Source organism: Streptomyces sp. NBC_01446, from assembly GCF_026340095.1.
Lineage (GTDB): Bacteria > Actinomycetota > Actinomycetes > Streptomycetales > Streptomycetaceae > Streptomyces > Streptomyces aureus.
On sequence record NZ_JAPEPO010000001.1, the window covers coordinates 7,396,672 to 7,415,343 of the forward strand.

The 18,672-nt window shown below is 71.4% G+C and carries 16 protein-coding genes; 9 read left to right on the forward strand and 7 right to left on the reverse strand.

Annotated elements, in window-relative coordinates:
• Window positions 1-88: 88 nt before the first annotated feature.
• The 3 genes from OG456_RS33370 to OG456_RS33380 form a co-directional block, all read right to left on the reverse strand.
• Complete coding sequence (locus OG456_RS33370; protein WP_266567559.1) at window positions 89-694, reverse strand: hypothetical protein; 606 nt, start codon at window positions 692-694, stop codon at window positions 89-91.
• A 184-nt stretch (window positions 695-878) separates the two neighbouring features.
• Window positions 879-1,703 (reverse strand): MOSC domain-containing protein, encoded by an 825-nt coding sequence (locus OG456_RS33375; protein WP_266567561.1) that lies wholly within the window; start codon window positions 1,701-1,703, stop codon window positions 879-881.
• 45 nt (window positions 1,704-1,748) lie between these two features.
• Complete coding sequence (locus tag OG456_RS33380; RefSeq protein WP_100598554.1) at window positions 1,749-2,189, reverse strand: DUF6643 family protein; 441 nt, start codon at window positions 2,187-2,189, stop codon at window positions 1,749-1,751.
• 260 nt (window positions 2,190-2,449) lie between these two features.
• Between OG456_RS33380 and OG456_RS33385 the strand changes: the two genes are divergently transcribed.
• Window positions 2,450-3,751 (forward strand): TerD family protein, encoded by a 1,302-nt coding sequence (locus tag OG456_RS33385; RefSeq protein WP_266567566.1) that lies wholly within the window; start codon window positions 2,450-2,452, stop codon window positions 3,749-3,751.
• A gap of 12 nt (window positions 3,752-3,763) precedes the next feature.
• Here the strand turns inward: OG456_RS33385 and OG456_RS33390 are convergent, their stop codons facing one another.
• On the reverse strand, window positions 3,764-4,939 hold the full coding sequence (locus tag OG456_RS33390) for a glycosyltransferase (RefSeq protein WP_266567573.1): 1,176 nt from the start codon (window positions 4,937-4,939) through the stop codon (window positions 3,764-3,766).
• Window positions 4,940-4,997: 58 nt separating this feature from the next.
• Between OG456_RS33390 and OG456_RS33395 the strand changes: the two genes are divergently transcribed.
• Window positions 4,998-5,786 (forward strand): glutamate racemase, encoded by a 789-nt coding sequence (locus OG456_RS33395; protein WP_266567575.1) that lies wholly within the window; start codon window positions 4,998-5,000, stop codon window positions 5,784-5,786.
• Window positions 5,787-5,891: 105 nt separating this feature from the next.
• Window positions 5,892-6,446 carry a hypothetical protein gene (locus OG456_RS33400; RefSeq protein ID WP_266567577.1) on the forward strand — a complete coding sequence of 185 codons (555 nt, stop codon included), beginning with the start codon at window positions 5,892-5,894 and terminating at the stop codon, window positions 6,444-6,446.
• Window positions 6,447-6,461: 15 nt separating this feature from the next.
• On the opposite strand, the gene OG456_RS33405 is transcribed toward OG456_RS33400, so the two are convergent.
• Window positions 6,462-7,532 carry an O-antigen ligase gene (locus OG456_RS33405; RefSeq protein WP_266567579.1) on the reverse strand — a complete coding sequence of 357 codons (1,071 nt, stop codon included), beginning with the start codon at window positions 7,530-7,532 and terminating at the stop codon, window positions 6,462-6,464.
• Between the two features lie 225 nt (window positions 7,533-7,757).
• Here OG456_RS33405 and lnt point away from each other — a divergent pair, with 225 nt between their 5' ends.
• From lnt to OG456_RS33425, 4 genes are all read left to right on the forward strand, one after another.
• Entirely contained in the window at window positions 7,758-9,356 is a 1,599-nt protein-coding gene (lnt, locus tag OG456_RS33410; RefSeq protein WP_266567581.1) for an apolipoprotein N-acyltransferase, read from the forward strand.
• A 10-nt stretch (window positions 9,357-9,366) separates the two neighbouring features.
• Window positions 9,367-9,846 (forward strand): NUDIX domain-containing protein, encoded by a 480-nt coding sequence (locus tag OG456_RS33415; RefSeq protein WP_266567583.1) that lies wholly within the window; start codon window positions 9,367-9,369, stop codon window positions 9,844-9,846.
• Window positions 9,847-9,901: 55 nt separating this feature from the next.
• Window positions 9,902-10,693, forward strand: coding sequence for a 3-hydroxybutyrate dehydrogenase (locus OG456_RS33420; RefSeq protein ID WP_266567585.1), 792 nt, complete (start codon window positions 9,902-9,904; stop codon window positions 10,691-10,693).
• Window positions 10,694-10,783: 90 nt separating this feature from the next.
• Window positions 10,784-12,727 carry a helix-turn-helix domain-containing protein gene (locus tag OG456_RS33425; RefSeq protein WP_266567587.1) on the forward strand — a complete coding sequence of 648 codons (1,944 nt, stop codon included), beginning with the start codon at window positions 10,784-10,786 and terminating at the stop codon, window positions 12,725-12,727.
• 95 nt (window positions 12,728-12,822) lie between these two features.
• Here OG456_RS33425 and OG456_RS33430 read toward each other — a convergent pair whose 3' ends face one another.
• On the reverse strand, window positions 12,823-14,214 hold the full coding sequence (locus OG456_RS33430; protein ID WP_266567589.1) for an MFS transporter: 1,392 nt from the start codon (window positions 14,212-14,214) through the stop codon (window positions 12,823-12,825).
• A gap of 714 nt (window positions 14,215-14,928) precedes the next feature.
• Here OG456_RS33430 and OG456_RS33435 point away from each other — a divergent pair.
• A complete protein-coding gene (locus OG456_RS33435; RefSeq protein ID WP_266567591.1) occupies window positions 14,929-15,939 on the forward strand; it encodes a hypothetical protein in 1,011 nt (336 codons plus the stop codon).
• Window positions 15,940-16,142: 203 nt separating this feature from the next.
• Window positions 16,143-16,910: a class F sortase gene (locus tag OG456_RS33440; protein WP_266567593.1), complete on the forward strand. Its 768-nt coding sequence runs from the start codon at window positions 16,143-16,145 to the stop codon at window positions 16,908-16,910.
• A 15-nt stretch (window positions 16,911-16,925) separates the two neighbouring features.
• Here OG456_RS33440 and OG456_RS33445 read toward each other — a convergent pair whose 3' ends face one another.
• Window positions 16,926-18,608 (reverse strand): FAD-dependent monooxygenase, encoded by a 1,683-nt coding sequence (locus tag OG456_RS33445; protein ID WP_266567595.1) that lies wholly within the window; start codon window positions 18,606-18,608, stop codon window positions 16,926-16,928.
• Between the last annotated feature and the right edge of the window lie 64 nt (window positions 18,609-18,672).

An 18,672-nucleotide genomic window follows, 5' to 3' on the forward strand; every position in this document is an offset into this window, starting at 1 on the left:
ACGCGGGTCCTCGCTGCGATCCCCGCGGCGAAGGTGGGTCAACCGTAGCGTGCGCGCAGCCGCTGAGTTGACCGGAGCGGAAGGCCGCTCAGCTGCCGGTCCCTGTCCTGCCCCAGTCCGGGCCCGCCTTGTCCCAGGCGCGTTCCCAACGGTCGTACCGGCGGCGGACCATGCGCCACACGATCAGGCGCCGGGCGCCCTCGACGAGCCCCGCCGTGGCCGCCGCGGTCCCGAATCCGGCCAGCGCGGCGTGAGTTGTCGCCGTCGCGTTGTCCAGCGGGCGGCCCACGACCTGACCCGTGCCGTCGACCCACAGCATGAACCGGTCGCCCGGATGCGGGGTCGTGAGGCTCGACAGGACGCGGCCCGTGCGGTGGGCGCCGTCGGGTGCCTTCCAGTTGGCGACGACCCTGCTGTGCGCGTCTCTCGCCGTGGATGTCTCGGGGTCGGAGTCCAGCGGCGGCTGAGCCAGCTTCCGGACGACCGTGGCGGGAACTTCCCGGCGGTTCTTGTGCTGTTCCTGGACCGACTGCATCAAGGCGCCCTGTGCCAGGGATCCCGTCGCGACGCCGATGATCGGTGCGACAACGACGATGAGCAGCGCCGCCACCAGCGCGACCCAGGCCTCGGCGAGGTCGGTCGCGCGGCGCAGCGGATTGTGCCGCCACCGCCAGAGTCCGGCGATTGCCCGCACAGCCAGCACCCCCTTCCGCGTCCGTCTTAACCGTGAACGGCACGGCTCACGCGCAGGTGAGGCGAAGAGAGAGCGAAATCACCCCACTCGACGAAGCTCTCCGCCTGTCCCCGCCTTTCCATTGTGCTCCAACGACCGTGATCCGGCGCGGGGTTCCCCGCGCGGCCAGGAGTCAGGCCAGGCGTCAGGCCAGGATCGTGATCGCGTCACCGATCCGGACCGTCCCGGTCGTCTCCGGGACCAGGTTCGTCCCGAAACACAGCTGGTCACCGAAGCGGCGGTGGCGGGCGAGAGTCCGCAGCGGCTCCTTGCCACGCTCCGAAGTCGACTGGTTCGTGGTGGTCACCACGCAGCGGCCGCACTTCTTGGTGATACGGAACGTGACGGCGCCGATCGCGATGCGTGACCAGTCGTCCTCCGCCCAGGGCGCGGAGCCGTCCACCACGACGTTCGGCCGGAAGCGGTTCATGGGCAGCGGGCCCTCGTCCGCGTGATCACCCTGCGCGATGAGGGAGTTGAGGGCGTCCAGGGAGGACAGGGTGGTGAGCAGCAGCGGATACCCGTCGGCGAAGCTGACCGTCTCGCCGGACTTGGCGTACTCGGGGTCGATGGGGCGTCGAGTCGCCGGGTCGTCGAGGTGGAGGAGCCGCACGTCGGCCTCCAGGTACGCGCTCCACCAGGCGTGCGCCGCGTCGTCGGCGAGCACGGCCTCGACCTTGTCGCCGAAGATGTTCACCGTGGTCGTCCCGGCGGGCCGGGGCACCGGCACGGTCAGGGGCGTGCGGCCGGGGGCCGACATACGCAGACCGTCGCCGTCCGGGGTCTCGGCCGAAGTGAGCGCGAGACGCGGGTGCTGGCGCTGGGTGACGACCTTGCCCGAGGTATCGATGAGCACCCACCGGCGGTCTCCTGCAAGACCCCACGGTTCCACGGCCGCCTCGCGCGGCGCGTGCCCCCGAACCGACTTCAGTGGGTGGATGTGGATCGAACGAAGCGAGGCATTCGGCATGGGGCCATCCTGCCAGCAGGCACGGACAGCCCCATCTCCGGGAGATCAATAACCGCGGTACTGCTGACGGTTGTACGGATCCTCGTAGGGCGCGGCAGGGCGGGGTGCCGCGGGGCGCATGGCCTCGTAGCCGGTGCCGGGCGCCGGGCGCTGCTGCTGCTGTTGTTGCGGCTGCTGCATGCCTGCGTAGCCGCGGGGCCCGGAGGCCTGCTGCGGGATGTACGGCGCCGGCGCGTGCTGGAGAGGCGCCTGCTGCGGGGTCGCGTAACCGTACTGGGGCATGGGTGCGGAGGGCGCGGCCGGCAGCGCGGGAAGCGCGGACGGGAGCGCGGGCAGATGACTGCCGGTGTCGTACATGGCAGGAACCCGGATCGGGGCGATCTGGGGTGTGCCCCGCTCTGCGACGAGGGAGTCGTAGATCGGAGTGTCCGGGAAGGACGGCGCGGAGTAGTAACCGCCGCCATAGGTGGAGCGGGGGGAGGTCATGGCACATAAGTTAAGCCCACGATGTGCTGGTTGGGGAGACCGATAAGAGGGTTGTTTTGCGTGTCGGCAGTGACTTGAGATCCCCAATGCGAGCGAACTTGGCAAAATCGGTCGTCGTTGAGCGTTCGGATCGTGTAATGGCATGTTCTCGGTGGGTTACCGGCGGTTGGCCAGTGATCATCGAACGCGTGTCCCTGTGCCGCTTTCGGTCGCGGGGAATAGGTTGACCAGGAAGCCGGAGATCTCTGTTGGGGGCGGACATGCCAATGTCTAAAGGTTCGAATGTCGTCGTGCCGGCGCCGGCCGTGCGGATCGAATTGGGGTGGCGTTCAGGCGCGGGGGTGCCCGACGCGGACGCCTCCGCGCTGTTGCTCGTCGCCGGAAAGGTCCGGTCGGACGCGGACTTCGTCTTTTACAACCAGCCGGCGCACGCCTCGGGGGCCGTACGTCACGAGGGCAAGAGGAGCGCGGACGGCCAGGTGACCGACACGATCTCGGTCGACCTCGCGCGCGTGGAGCCCGCGATCGAGAACGTGGTGCTCGCCGCGTCGGCGGACGGCGGCTCGTTCGGGCAGGTCCCCGGGCTGTACATCAGAGTCCTCGACGCGGCGGACGGCGCCGAGATCGCGCGCTACGACAGCGCCGACGCGAGCGTGGAGACCGCCTTCGTCCTCGGTGAGCTCTACCGTCGCCAGGGCGCCTGGAAGTTCCGCGCCGTCGGCCAGGGGTACGGCACCGGTCTGGCGGGCCTGGCCGGCGACTACGGGATCACGGTCGACGAACCCCAGACACCCGCGCCGACACCTGCACCCGCACCTGCACCCACGCCCGCACCCAAGCCCGAGGTCACGCCCGCCCCCGCAGCGCCGGTCGCGACCCCAGTGACCGCGCCGCCGCCCCCGGCCGCACCCCCGCAGCAGCCCGTCCGCCTGACCAAGGTGACGCTCACCAAGGCGGCGCCGTCCGTCTCCCTGGCCAAGCAGGGCGGTACATCGGGCGCGATGCGCGTGAACCTCAACTGGGAGGTGCGCAAGCAGTTCAAGGGGTGGGGCAGCAAGCTGGGCCGAGCCGTCGCGCAGCACGCGGACCTCGACCTGGACCTGTGCGCCCTCTACGAACTCACCGACGGCCGCAAGGGTGTCGTCCAGGCACTGGGTAACGCCTTCGGAGCTCTGAACCGCCCGCCGTACATCCACCTCGACGGCGACGACCGCACGGGTGCCGTCTCCAGCGGCGAGAACCTGACGATCAACCTCGACCACAAGAACGAACTGCGGCGCGTCCTCATCTTCGTCACCATCTACGAAGGCGCCCGCAGCTTCGCCGACCTGCACGCGACCGTCACGCTCCAGCCCCAGTTCGGTGCGGCCGTCGACTTCTCCCTGGACGAGTGCACGGTCCCGTCGACGGTGTGCGCGCTCGCGCTGATCACCAATACGGGCAGCGACCTGACCGTGCAGCGCGAGGCCCGCTACCTCGTTCCCGAGCGCGGCGTGAGCCCGCAGCGCACCGTCGACTACGCCTACGGGTGGGGCATGAACTGGACGCCCGGCAGAAAGTAGCCGCCCCATCGGCTACTGCCGCTCCGGCGCGGGGTCAGGCCTGGAATACGTTCGCCCCTTCCAGGCCGCACCCCGTCCCCTGTAGTGCTGCACGGCGGAGTCGACCGTCATGAGGAGATACAGGAACGCGGTACCCGGCAACAGCGGCGCCAGCCAGGGCGATAGCGCGTAGTAACGCAGCATCGGGAGGTACGTCGCTGTCATCAGCAGCCAGGCGAGCCCGCCGAGCAGCGCGGTGAGCCCATGGCCTGTGGCGAGTCCGGCGACGAGCGCGACCGGTGGCGCCAGGTAGACGAGCGCAAGCCCGGCCACGGTCCCGGCGAGGAGCAGCGGGTTGTGCCGGAGCTGGGCGTAGGCGCTGCGGGACACCATGCGCCACAGGTCGCCGAGCCGCGGGTAGGGGCGCACGCTGTCGACGCGGTCGGCGAGGCCCAGCCAGATGTGACCCCCGGAGCCCTTCACCGCCCGGGCGAGCGCGACGTCGTCGATGACGGCGTGCCGGATCGAGTCGGGGATCGCGGCGCGGTCGGCGGCTTCGGCGCTCAGCAGCACGCAGCCGCCGGCCGCGGCCGCCGTGCGCGAGCCCTTCCGCGCGATCCAGCGGAACGGGTACAGCTGGGCGAAGAAGTACACGAAGGCCGGGACGACGAGCCGCTCCCACACGCTCTCCACGCGCAGGCGCGCCATCAGCGAGACGAGGTCGAACCCGCCTGTACGGGCCGCGGCCACCAGTTCCCTCAGGCTGCCAGGCTCATGCGCGATGTCGGCGTCGGTGAGAAGCAGGAACTCGGGGTCACGCGCGCGTGCCAGGCCGATACCGTGCCGCACCGCCCACAGCTTGCCGGTCCAGCCCGCCGGCGGTTCGCCCGGCGAGTCGACCGTGAGCGGCAGCCCGCCGTGCCGCAGGGCCAGCTCCCCGGCCAGGGATCCGGTGCCGTCCGTGCTGCCGTCGTCGATCAGGAAGATCTCGGCGCGCCCCGGATAGTCCTGCGCGAGGAGCGAGGGCAGGCTCTCCCCAAGCACGGCCGCCTCGTCCCGCGCGGGGACGACGACACACACCGACGGCCACTCCGAAGGGTCCGTGCGCGGGGGCAGACGCAGATCCGTGCGCCAGAAGAAGCCCTGTCCGACCAGCAGCCACACCCACGCGGCCAGTGATGCTGCGGTGATCCACACAACGGCGTCCATCCGCCGCAGTCTGCCCCACCGCACCCTTGGTGTGAGGGGCATCGTCTATGGTTTCCGGGTGAAGATCGCGCTGATGGACTCGGGAATCGGACTCATCGCGGCCGCTGCCGCGGTACGGCGCCTGCGGCCCGACGCCGATCTCGTCCTGTCCTCCGACCCCGACGGGATGCCCTGGGGGCCGCGCAGCGTGCGGGACGTCACCGAGCGGGCCCTGGCCGTCGCCGAGGCCGCCGCGGAGCACCGTCCCGAGGCGCTGATCGTGGCCTGCAACACCGCCTCGGTCCATGCCCTGCCGGCCCTGCGGGCCCGCCTCGAACCCGGCATCCCGGTCATCGGTACGGTCCCCGCGATCAAGCCGGCCGCCGCCGGCACCGGACCCGTCGCCATCTGGGCCACTCCCGCCACCACCGGAAGCCCCTACCAGCGGGGACTGATCCGGGACTTCGCGGACGGGGTCGAGGTCACCGAGGTGCCCTGCCCGGGCCTCGCCGACGCCGTGCAGCACGCGGACGAGGACGCCATCGACAGGACGATCGCGGCCGCCGCTGCGCTCACCCCGACCAATGTAAGGGCCGTGGTCCTGGGCTGCACCCATTACGAACTCGTGGCGGAACGCATCCGCGCCGCCGTCCAGCAGCCGGGCATGCCGCCGCTCGTCCTGCATGGCAGCGCCGGCGCCGTCGCCGCGCAGGCACTGCGCAGGATCGGGGCGGGGCCCGACGCCGAGAGCGGTGCGCAGGGCGCCCTCACCGTCATCCTCAGCGGCCGCACGTCCGCACTGCCGCCCGCCGCGCTCGCCTACGCGGAGGGCCGGCTGCTCCAGGCCGCCGTCATCCACGCACAGTGACGGCGGCGCCCGGATTTCGGGCACGGCCCCGGCGTCCCGGGGCCGTGCGCAATCACTCTCCGCGGCACAGTGCCTTCGCTGCGGAACATGAGTAGTCTCAGTTCCATGAGGGACCACTCCGGTAGTGAGCGGCGCGCGTCCTCCGTCGCCCCCGAGATCTGGACAGGCCGTGCACACAATCGCGTGCAGTGGCTGGCAGCGCTGGGCGGCGCCGCGTGTGTGGCGCTCGGCATCGAGCTCGCCGTGGTATCCCAGTGGACTTCCGGTGTCGCCGCGCTGGTGATGTCGGTGGTCGGCTGCATCGCCGCGGGTCTTCTGATCCTGTTCGGCACCCTTGCCTTCGTCCATGTGGCCGTGAAGGTCGACAAGGACTACCTGGAAGTGCGGTGCGGCCACATAGGAGTGCCACGCCGCCGCATCCTGCTCGCCCATGTGGTGGGAGCCGAGTTCGAACCCCGTGTCACGCCCCGCCAGTGGGGCGGCTGGGGATACCGCTGGCGCCCCGAGCAGGGCACGGCCGTCATCGTCCGGCGCGGTGAGGGCATCGTGGTGATCATGGGCGACGGCAGGAAGTTCACGGTGACCGTGGACAACGCCGAGTCCGCGGTGCGCGCCATCCACGACCGGCTCAAGCCGACCTCTGTCGGCCCCGCCGCCTGACGGCACCCCGCACACTTACACACGGCCGCCCCGGACACGTACCGGGGCGGCCGTAGCGCTGTCCAAGGGCTCGTCGCCCCAGGGTCTCGCCGTCGCCACCCCCGCGAGCAGGCCCGCGCCCGCGGTGACGGTGGTGAAACTCAGGGCATTGCCGAGGGTCGCCAGACCGGCGAGAGCGGTCAGTGCCGCGCCCGCCGTCAGGACCACAGGCGTGGAGCGCGCCGACCGCCACAGGACGTACAGGAGCCAGCAGAACACCGCGGCCAGCAGGCAGACGCCTACGAGTCCCTGCTCGGCGGCCTGCTGGAGCGGGGCGGAGTGCGGCTTGCCGTCGGGCAGCAGCGTCTCGCCGACCGTGGGGCTGAGCTCCCCGAAACGGCCGGGGCCCACGCCGAGGCCCGGATCGGACTCGGCCTGGCGCAGCGCGTCCTGCCACAGCAGGATCCGGTGCTGCGAGAGCTGCCCCTCCAGGGAAGCCGAGAGCCCCGAGGGCAGTACGCCCCTCAGCAGTGCCAGGGAGAGTCCGGTCACCAGCCCCGTCATGACGCCGAGGCCGGCGAGGCCGAGGCCCCTGTGGTGCCGCATCCTCACCGAGGCGAGGGAGCACAGCAGCACTCCCGTGCACGCGGTGACACCGGCGATCGACCCGACGGCGGCGGCAGCCGCGACCGTGCCGCCCGCCAGCAGGAACAGGGCCGCGCGCACGGGCGGGCGCCGCGCCGCCCAGCCCGCACAGCACGCCGCCCCGGTGGACAGCGCCAGGAGCGCGGCCGTCGCGCCGGTGCGGCCGAGCGGAGCGCCCGTGTCGGGCGCGGGCACCGCGTGCGGGGACGCGAGCGCGAGCCCGAGTCCCGCCAAAGCCGCCGCGCAGGGCGCCGCCACGGGCAGCAGCGCGCCGGAGATCCGGCCGCACGCATAGCCCGCAGCCACGGCGAGCACCGCCAGGAGCACGCCCTCAGGCCTGCCCGCGCGGGCGGTCGCGGTGATCAGCGACCAGACGGCGCACGCCCCGAGCGCGAAGATGCCCGCCGCGTCGGCGACATTGCGCCGCTCGTACTCCGCCGACGGACCGGCCGTCGACGGCATACCCGTGGTCCCCACCACCCCGTCGCCCCCCGACTGTGACGGGCCCCGAGCGCCATGGCCGGATACGGCCGTTCCTCGGGGACTCGGGGCACACCGTAACGGCTGATGCACCAGTTTGTGCACGGGTTGCGCAGGAACGATGCTGCACGGGGTGGTCCGCGTGGTCGCCGCGACCCCCGCAGACCGCCGTGTCGCCCGGCAGCTGACCCGCCGTACACTCCCCGAGTGACCGCCACCGCAACCTCCGTAGACGAGCCGGAACAGCTCGATCCGCAGTCGGCGCCCGCCTCGCGCCGGGCCCGCCTGTCCCGACGGATCGCTCCGGCCGCCGCCGCGGTGCTCTCCGGAGTGCTGCTGTACGTCGGCTTCCCGCCCCGTGAACTGTGGTGGCTCGCGCCCCTGGCTCTCGCGCTCTTCGGAGCGTCCGTTCACGGGCGGCGGATGCGCGCGGGTTTCGGCCTCGGCTTCCTCATGAGCCTCGGCTTCCTCGTGCCGCTCCTGTCGTGGACCGGCGTCGACGTCGGGCCGCTGCCGTGGCTGGCCCTCGCCCTCGCGGAATCGCTCGTCATGGCCCTGGCCGGACTCGGCATCGCCTATGTCTCACGGCTGCCGCTGTGGCCGCTGTGGGCCGCCGGCGTGTGGATCGCGGACGAGGCGCTGCGGGCCCGCTTCCCGTTCGGAGGCTTCCCCTGGGGCAAGGTCGCGTTCGGTCAGCCCAGTGGCTTGTTCCTGCCGCTCGCCTCACTGGGCGGCACCCCGCTCCTGGGCTTCGCGGTCGTCCTGTGCGGCTTCGGCCTCGCCGCTCTCGCGCTGCGCCTCAAGGACGTACGCGGTGTACGTGACCGCGGCGTGGCCGTCGCCGCCGCGTTCACCCTCGCGCCCGTCATCGCGGGAGCCGTCGCGGCGCCCCTCGTCTCCACCGCGGCAGAGGAAGGCACCGCGCGCGTGGCCGTCATCCAGGGCAACGTGCCGCGTATGGGCCTCGACTTCAACTCCCAGCGCCGGGCCGTGCTCGACTACCACGTACGGGAGACGATGAAGCTCGCCACGAAGATCGAGGCGGGCCAGGTCAAGAAGCCCGACCTCGTGCTGTGGCCCGAGAACTCCTCCGACATCGACCCCTACGTCAACGCCGACGCGTACGCCGAGATCGACAAGGCGGCCAAGGCCGTCGGCGCTCCCATCTCCGTCGGCGCGGTCGTCACCGCCAAGGACGGCACGCCCCGCAACCGGCAGATCCTCTGGGACCCGAAGACGGGCCCCGGCGCCGTCTACGACAAGCGGCAGCTCCAGCCGTTCGGCGAGTTCATGCCCTACCGGAGCTTCTTCCGCATCTTCAGCAAGGACGTCGACCGCGCGGGCAGCTTCGTGGCCGGCAAGAAGCCGGTCGTCTTCGACATGGCGGGCACCAGGATCGGTCCGGTGACCTGCTACGAGGCCGCGTTCGACTCCGTCGTGCGAGACCAGGTGGAGGCGGGCGCACAGATCCTCTCCGTGCCCAGCAACAACGCCACCTTCGACCGCAGCCAGATGACCTACCAGCAGCTCGCCATGGACCGGGTGCGCGCCGTCGAGCACGGCCGCGCCGTGATGGTGCCGGTGACGAGCGGCGTCAGCGCGATCATCAGGCCCGACGGATCCGTCGCCCAGCACACCGGCATGTTCGTCGCCGACACCCTGGTCGCCGACGTGCCGAAGCGGACCTCGCTGACCCTTGCCACCCGACTGGGCGGATGGCCGGAGCTGCTGCTCGTGGCCATCGGCGTGGGCGGTCTCGGCTGGGCCGTGGTGCGCTCCCGCCGGAGCGTGTCCGCCGCCGGATAGGGTCGCAGGCATGGCTACTCCAGACTTCATCCGCAAGATCCGGGCCAGCGTCGGCCACCAGCTCCTGGTGCTGCCCGGCGTCAGCGCCGTCGTCTTCGACGACGACGGCAGGGTCCTTCTCGGGCGCCGCGCCGACACCGGGAAGTGGGCGGTCCTGGCCGGAATCCCGGAGCCGGGGGAGCAGCCCGCCGAAGCCGCCGTACGCGAGGTGTACGAGGAGACGGGCGTCGAGTGCGTGCCCGAGCGGGTCGTCCTGGTGAAGACCCTCAAGCCGGTGAGGTACCCGAACGGGGACCGGTGCCAGTTCACCGACATCTCCTTCCGCTGCCGGGCGACCGGCGGCGAGGCGCGCGTGAACGACGACGAGTCCCTCGAAGTGAGTTGGTTCGAGCTGGACTCGCTGCCGCCCCTGGGCGACTTCTGCCTGCTCCGGATCAAGCAGGCGGCCTCCGACGGGCCGACATGGTTCGAGACCATGTCCGAGCGCTGAAGTATGGGTGCTGACCACATCGGGCGGGGCGCGAGCGCTGCCTAGGGTGCGGGGCATGACCGCGCCCAACGCACCCCTCACCGCGCCGCTCGATCTCGGCGGCCGCATCGCACTCGTCACCGGCGCCGCAGGCGGCATCGGCCGCGCCTGCGCGCTGCGGCTCGCCGCGGCCGGGGCCAAGGTGAGAGCGGTCGACCGGGACCGGGAGGGCCTCGACGCGCTGGCCGAGCAGGCCGGCGCCACCCCCGGCGGCATCGAATCGCGCGTCCTCGACCTCACCGACCTGGACGCGGCCGAGGAGTGCGCCGCGGGCGCCGACATCCTGGTCAACAACGCGGGCATCCAACTGGTGCGCCCCATCGAGGAGTTCCCGCCCGACGTCTTCCACACCGTCCTGACGGTGATGCTGGAGGCACCCTTCCGCCTGATCCGCGGCGCCCTGCCGCACATGTACGAGCAGGGCTGGGGGCGCATCGTGAACCTCTCCTCGGTCCACGGCCTGCGCGCGTCCGCGTTCAAGTCCGCGTACGTCGCCGCCAAGCACGGCCTCGAAGGGCTCTCCAAGACCGCCGCGCTCGAAGGCGCTCCGCACGGCGTCACCTCGAACTGTGTGAACCCCGCCTACGTCCGCACGCCGCTGGTCGAGAAGCAGATCGCCGACCAGGCCGCCGCCCACGGCATCCCCGAGGAGCGGGTCCTCGCCGAGGTCATGCTCCAGGACAGCGCGCTCAAGCGACTCATCGAACCCGACGAGGTCGCCGAGGCGGTCGCGTATCTGTGCAGCCCGCGGGCCTCCTTCATCACCGGGACGTCGCTCGTCCTGGACGGCGGCTGGACCGCACACTGATCACCCTCGCGGGTGACGGCGATTGTCTGATCAGTTGAGTTGTCCACAGGGCTGGCGGGGCCGGCCGTACGACGGGTAATCCTGTTGAGCATGTCGCACGATCCAGCACAGTCCCCGTCAGGCCCCGCAGGCTCTGAACGCCCCGCATCGAGTGCCGAGGCGCCGTTCCTCGAGCTCCTCGCCCGGGGCGCGTCCGCCGACGCCTACGAACAGCCCGTGCTGGTCGCCCGCGCCGAGGGCGAACCACCGGGGCGGATCGACGCCCTCGAACACGCCAAGGGGCTCGCCCTGCGCGTCCGTGCCGACCTCGAAGGCAGGCGCCGCCGCGAGGCGGAGCTGTCCGCGCTCTTCGAGACCGCGCACGATCTCGCGGGCCTGCGCGACCTGGGCGCCGTCCTCCAGGCCATCGTGCAGCGCGCCCGCTCCCTCCTCGGCACGGACGTCGCCTATCTGACGCTGAACGACCCGGCCAGGGGCGACACCTACATGCGCGTCACCGAGGGCTCCGTCGCCGCGCGCTTCCAGCAGCTCAGGCTCGGCATGGGCGAGGGGCTCGGCGGACTCGTCGCCCAGACCGCCCGGCCCTACGTCACCGCGGACTACGCCCAGGACGTCCGTTTCAAGCACACGCGCACCATCGACACGGGTGTCCATGACGAGGGTCTCGTCGCGATCCTGGGCGTGCCACTGATGCTCGGCCCCCATGTCATCGGCGTGCTGTTCGCCGCGGACCGGCGTGCCCGGGTCTTCGAGCGGGAGCAGATCGCGCTGCTCGGCTCGTTCGCGGCGCTCGCCGCGGCCGCCATCGACACCGCGAACCTGCTCTCCGAGACCCGGGAGGCGCTCGGCGAGCTGGAGCACGCCAACGAGATCATCCGGGACCGTGGCGACGTCATCGAGCGCGCGTCCGACGTCCACGACCGCCTCGCCGAACTCGTCCTGCGGGGCGGCGGCGTCCACGACGTGGCGGCCGCCGTGTCCCAAGTCCTCGACGGGACGGTGGAGTTCGCCGACGCGGTCACCGCCCCCGACAAACCCCTCGACGCTTCGCGTGCCGACGGGCACGCGGTGCGGGACGGGGACGACTGGGTCGCCGCCGTCGCGGCGGGCGGCGAGCTCCTCGGCGCGCTCGTGCTGCGCGGCCACCCGGGGCTCGACCCCGTCGACCAGCGCACCCTGGAGCGCGCCGCCATGGTCACCTCGCTCCTGTTGCTCGCCCGGCGCTCCGCCTCCGAGGCCGAACAGCGCGTGCGGGGAGAGCTGTTGGACGATCTGCTCGACGCGCGGGACCGGGACCCGCGACTGCTGCGGGAGCGCGCCGCGCGGCTGCACGCCGACCTGGACGCCACGCATGTGGTCCTGGCCGCGCGCCTGGAGACCCAGGGCGCCGACGCCGAACATGAGGCCGCCGCACGGCGCCGCCTGTGGTCCGCCGCGTCCCACCTCGCCGCCACTCGGCACGGGCTCGCCGCCGCGCGCGACGGGGGAACGGTCCTGCTGCTTCCCCTGAGCGCCTCGGACCGGGCCTCCGACCTCGCCCGCCGCACCGCCAAGCACCTGTCCTCCGCGGTCCACGAGCAGGTGACGGTCGGCGCGTCGGCCCCCGTGGAGGACCTGGCCGACCGCACCGACACCGTCGCCGCGGCCTACGCGGAGGGGCAGCGCTGCCTGGACGCCCTGCGCCTGCTCGGCAGAGTGGGGGAGGGCGCGGCCGCGGAGGACTTCGGCTTCCTCGGTCTGCTCCTCGCGGAGAGCCGGGACATCTCCGGGTTCGTCGAACGCACCATGGGAGAGGTCGTGACGTACGACCGGCGCAGGGGGACCGACCTCGTGCGCACGCTCGACGCGTACTTCGCCTCGGGCATGAGCCCGGCCCGCACCAAGGACGCGCTGCACGTGCACGTGAACACGGTGGCGCAACGCCTGGAGCGAATAGGGCGCCTGCTCGGCCCGGACTGGCAGTCGCCCGCGCGTGCCCTGGAGATCCAACTCGCGCTGCGGCTGCACCGGTTGGCCGGGACGATATCGGGCTGACGGGCGGGTCGCGGGTCGCGGTGCTCAGTGTGTCGTGTGACGGCAAGGCCCCCGCACGCGGGGTGCGTACGGGGGCCGGGGGAGCGGTGGCCGGGTCAGGCGGTGTGGGCGTCCGCCGTTCGGGCCGCGGCCGACTTCTCGCCGGCGGCGTCGTCCTCGTCGATCTGGGCCAGGTCGCGATGCCTGGTCTCTTTCGCGACGCCCACCGCGATCAGCGTCAGGACGGCGGCGGCGATCACGTACAGAGCGATCGGGGTGGAGTTGCCGTAGTCCACGAAGAGCGCAGTGGCGATGAGCGGCGCGGGCGCTCCGGCGGCGACCGAGGCGAACTGCGCGCCGATCGAGGCGCCCGAGTAGCGCATCCGCGTCGCGAACATCTCGGAGAAGAAGGCCGCCTGCGGTGCGTACATCGCCCCGTGCAGGACGAGGCCCACGGTCACGGCGAGGATCAGGTTCCCGAAGCCCCCGGTGTCGATGAGCGAGAAGAACGGGAACATCCACAGGCCCACGCCCGCGGCCCCGAGCAGATAGACGGGCCTGCGTCCGACCCGGTCGGAGAGCGCGCCCCAGGCCGGGATGACCGCGAAGTGTACGGCGGAGGCGATGAGTACGGCGTTCAGCGCGGTCTGCTTGGAGACACCGGCCGACGTGGTGGCGTACACGAGGATGAAGGCGGTGATGACGTAGTAGCTGATGTTCTCGGCCATGCGGGCGCCGATGGCGACGAGGACGTCGCGCCAGTGGTGGCGCAGCACGTCGACGAGCGGCGTCTTCTCGCTCGCGTCGCCCGATGCGGCCTTGCGTGCCTCGGCCCGGGCCAGCGCCTCCTTGAAGACAGGTGACTCATCGACGGACAGACGTATCCACAGTCCGACCATGACGAGGACGCCGGACAGCAGGAACGGGATGCGCCAGCCCCACGCGGTGAAGGCGGAGTCGGAGATGAGCGCGGTCAGCAAGGAGAGCACGCCGGTGGCGAGCAGTTGTCCCGCGGGCGCTCCGGTCTGTGGCCAGGAGGCCCAGAAACCGCGCCGCTTGGCGTCCCCGTGCTCGGAGACGAGGAGCACGGCGCCGCCCCACTCGCCGCCGAGCGCGAAGCCCTGGATCAGGCGCAGGACGGTGAGCAGTACGGGAGCGGCCACGCCGACCGTGGCGTACGTCGGCAGGAGGCCGATCGCGAACGTCGCCGAGCCCATCATGAGCAGGCTCAGGACCAGCAGCTTCTTGCGGCCGATCCGGTCGCCGTAGTGCCCGAAGACGAGCGCGCCGAGCGGCCGCGCCGCGAATCCGACAGCGTACGTCAGGAACGAGAGGAGCGTGCCGACGAGCGGGTCGGTGTTGGGGAAGAAGAGCTTGTTGAAGACCAGTGCGGCGGCGGAACCGTAGAGGAAGAAGTCGTACCACTCGATCGTGGTGCCGATGAGGCTCGCGGCGACGATCCGCCGGAGGCTCGCGGGCGGTGGGGGAGCGGTTGCTGCGGAGGCCATGTGGACCACTTCCAGGCGTTGGGCGGGGACGGGTACGTGTCGGCACAAGGTAGAAAGACGCAGGTCAACGGCACATGTGGTGGGGCACCATAGTTTTGGGCGGTGCTATGCGGGGAGCCACCATGAGGAGACGGTGAGCAGCGTCAAGTTCCGTGCGCGTCGGCGTGTCGCGACAGCGCGACGCCCATGAGCCTCCCCAGTCGCTGGGCCAGGTGGATCAGACTGATCGTCAGTGACGAGGGCGTAGGGGTCGGACACGTCGTCAGGGATGACGACCGGCGCATCAGACCCGTCGTCAGGGATCAGGGCGGGCGCGGGTCGGACGCCTCGTCAGCGAAGAGGACTGCCGGATCGGACTGGGCGTCAGCGATGAGGACGCGGGGATCGGACCCGTCGTCAGCGATCGGGGTGCGTCAAGCCGCTGGTCCGGATGGGTCGGGTGCGCGCAGTCGTGTCGGGGCCGATCGGGTTGTCCTCAAATCGGTCTGCGAGCGGGAAGTCAGGGAACCTCTGTGGCGAAATGCCTGGTCAGGATCTGTGACTTGCCCCAGAGTCGAGCCATTGGAGGCCGATTGGGTGACGTCGCGGCCATCGATCCCGCGCGTGGCTCGAGTGGTGCGCGGGCTGCCTTTGACTGACGGTGATCAGGTCGGGGCCGAGTAATTCGAGCTGACAAAGCGTCAGTGGCTCGGCCGTGGCGGAAGGACTTCGACGATGCGTACTGCCCGCATGCTTCTCGCTACCGCGACGGCTACGGCCGCACTCGCCATCGCTGCTCCTGGTGCGTTCGCCGCCGCCGCAGGCGACTGGGACAACGACGGCTCTTCCTACAGCTCGGAGCACGACAAGGACAGCAACCGCAAGGACGAGCACGGCTCCGGCAAGGACGACCGTGGCGGCTACGGCAAGGACGAGCACGGCTCCGGCAAGGACGACCGCGGTGGCAAGGAGCGCGGCGACGACCACGGCAAGCCGCGTGGTGGCATGCACACCGGTGGTGGCGCCCTCACCGTGGTGAAGGGGGACGACGGGGACGACGACTGGAGCCAGGACGAGAACAAGAAGGGTGACTCGGACGAGCACGGCGACCGCGGCGACAAGAAGCGCGGTGACGACCACGGCAAGCAGGACGGCGGCTACGGCAAGGACGACCGCGGCGGCTACGGCGACGACCACGGCAAGCCGCGTGGTGGCATGCACACCGGTGGTGGCGCCCTCTCCATGGTGAAGGGGGACGATGGGGACGACGACTGGAGCCAGGACGAGAACAAGAAGGGTGACTCGGACGAGCACGGCTCCGGCAAGGACGAGCACGGTTCCGGCAAGGACGAGCACGGCTCCGGCAAGGACGACCGCGGCGGCTACGGCAAGGAGCGCGACGACCACGGCAAGCCGCGTGGTGGCATGCACACCGGTGGTGGCGCCCTCACCCTGGTGAACGACGACGACTGGACCAAGGACAAGGAGAAGTACGACCCGGAGAGCTACAAGAAGGACGGCGACGACTCCGGCAAGGGCTCATGGGGCTCCGACTCCGGCAAGGACGACCGCGGCGGCTACGGCAAGGAGCGCGACGACCACGGCAAGCCGCGTGGTGGCATGCACACCGGTGGTGGCGGGCTCGCCACCACGCCGGGTGTCACCGCAGGCGGCATCGCGATTCTCGGGGTCGCCGCGGCCGGCGCGTTCGCGATGCGCCGTAAGCGCGCATCCGACGCGTCCTGACCGGTGCCCGTCATAGCAGCCGGGGCCGCCGCGTTAACACGTCGCGGCGGCCCGGCTGCCTTCGTTTTTGCGTAGTTCCCTCTTGAAGCTCCCGACCTGGCTGCGCGGTCCCGAACCGCGCTTGCGCTGTTATCGGACCCTTTTGCCGATCCCGATCTTCTTGTGCTGTTCCAGATCTGCTCGTTCCAGTGAGGTGATGCCAGATGGCAGCCCGGTTGCCTTCCCCCAATCAGACCGAGTCCGTGCCGCCCGGGCGCCGATCCCGCATCGGCGCGTGGATCGTGTGGTCCGTCGGAATCGTCGTCCTGGCGGTGAGTCTGTTCGGCGGTAATGACACGACGTCAGACACATCCGATTCCTCCGGTGCGTCGGGGCCCGCGGTGGCGTACGCGCCGTCCTCGGACGCCGTGCCGCCCGCGCCGTCGGAGCCGCCCGAGCCGCCCGCCGCGCCCGTGCCGCCCGCGGCGCCCGAGGAGCCCGTGCCGTCCGCGGCGTCCGTGGCGCCCGTCGGAAAGCATCTGCCGCCGGCCAGGCCCACGCGGCTGCTCATCCCGAAGATCGGCGTGAACGCCCCCTTCACCGCGCTCGCCATCGGCCCCACGGGCCAGCTGCAGCCCCCGCCCGCCGCCGACACGAACCTGGTCGGCTGGATGGCCGACGGCGTGACCCCGGGCGAGACCGGTACCTCGATCATCGCCGGGCATGTCGACACGAAGACGTCCGCCGCGGTGTTCGCCGGCCTCAGGAATCTGAAGCCGGGGGACACCTTCACCGTCCAGAGGGACGACTCGCGCACGGCCTCCTTCGTGGTCGACAGCGTCGAGACGTTCGCGAAGAACAACTTCCCCAACGAGCGTGTCTACGGGGACACGCCTCAGGCTCAGGTCCGGCTGATCACCTGCACCGGGGTGTACGACCACGTCAAGAAGGACTACATCGACAACCTGGTCGTCTTCGCCCATCTCGTCTGAGGTCGGCGGGAGTTGTCAGTCCAGGTCCAGGACTCCCATGAGGGCGTCCCGCAGTTCCTTCCCGGGATCCGCCGCCGGCCCTTCGGACCGCCACGCGACGAACCCGTCGGGGCGGACGAGGACCGCACCCCCCGGGGCGACACCGTGGGTCTCCGCCCAGTCCACGTCGCCTACGGGGGACAGCTCCGCGTCGGGCCCATTGCCGATGCGGTACGAGTCGAGCGGCACGGCCATCCGTTGCGCGATGGCCGTGGCCGCGTGGTGCCACGGGCCGTCGCCGTCCGCCGAACTCAGGAGCACCATCGACCGCTCGTACAGGTCGAGGGTGGAGACCCGGGTGGCGGCGCGGTTCAGCCACATGTGGGGCGCGCGGCTCCCGGGCTCGCCGGTCAGCCGCATTCCCTCGGGTACGACCGGCGTCGCCGGGTCGGCACCGAGGACCGCGCCGCGCGGATAGCGGTAGCCCAGCGCCACGTTGAGGATTCCGCCCTTCTTGCCACCGGGGCCGCCTGCTCCCGGTCCGCCCGGTCCGCCGGCTTCCGGGTTGGGGGTGTATCCCGGGTGGCTGTGCTCGACCGATCGCGTCGAGGCGCGGGCGCTCGTCGCCTCCGCGACCGGCCGGCGCTCCAGGTCGTAGGACTCCAGCAGACCGGGGCCGGCCCAGCCGCCAAGGACGGCGGCCAGCTTCCAGGCGAGGTTGTGCGCGTCCTGGATACCGGTGTTGGAGCCGAACGCCCCGGTGGGGGACATCTCGTGGGCAGAGTCGCCGGCGAGGAACACCCGGTGGTCCGAGTACCGTTCGGCGACCCGCTCGGCGGCGTGCCAGGCGGCCCTGCCGGTGATCTGCACATCGAGGTCCGGAACTCCGGTGGCCCGCCGGATGTGTTCCGTGCAGCGCTCGTCAGTGAACTCCTCGAGCGTCTCGCCGTTCTCGGGGTGCCAGGGAGCGTGGAACACCCAGTGCTCACGGTTGTCGACCGGCAGCAGGGCGCCGTCGGCCTCTGGGTTCGTGAGGTAGCACACGATGAAGCGCCGGTCGCCGACGGCGTCCGCGAGACCGCGCGAGGTGAACGTGATGCTCACGTTGTGGAACAGGTCGCCCGGGCCGCTCTGCCCGATGGCGAGCCGCTCGCGGATGGGGCTGCGCGGGCCGTCCGCCGCGACGAGGTAGTCCGCCCGGACGGTGGTGTGCTCGCCCGTGTCGCGGCTCTTGAGCTGCGCGGTCACACCCTGGGCGTTCTGCTCGAACGACATCAGTTCGGTGTGGAACCGCAGGTCCCCGCCCAGCTCCCGCGCGCTCTCCAGAAGTACGGGTTCGAGGTCGTTCTGACTGCACAGGCACCAACCGCCAGGGCTGAAGCGGGCGAGCCCGCCACCGGGGTCGATCTCCTTGAACAGCCACTCGCCGGCGTCGCCCACCAGGGTCGGCGTCTGCAGGATGCCGTGGTTGTCGGCCAGGACCGACGCGGCGTCCTCGATGCGCTGCTGGATTCCGGCCACCCGGAACAACTCCATCGTGCGCACGTTGTTGCCGCGCCCGCGGGGATGGATCGACGTGCCCGAGTGGCGCTCCACGAGCATGTGCGGGACGCCGAGACGCCCCAGGAACAGCGAGGTCGAAAGGCCCACCAGGGAGCCGCCGACGATGAGTACCGGCACGTGCTCGGCACCCTCGGACGCCGCTTCCGATCGGTTCATCGTTTCTCCTTCGTGGATACCCCCGGCTTTGGCCGGGGGAGGAAGCGAAGCTCCCGCGTGAGCG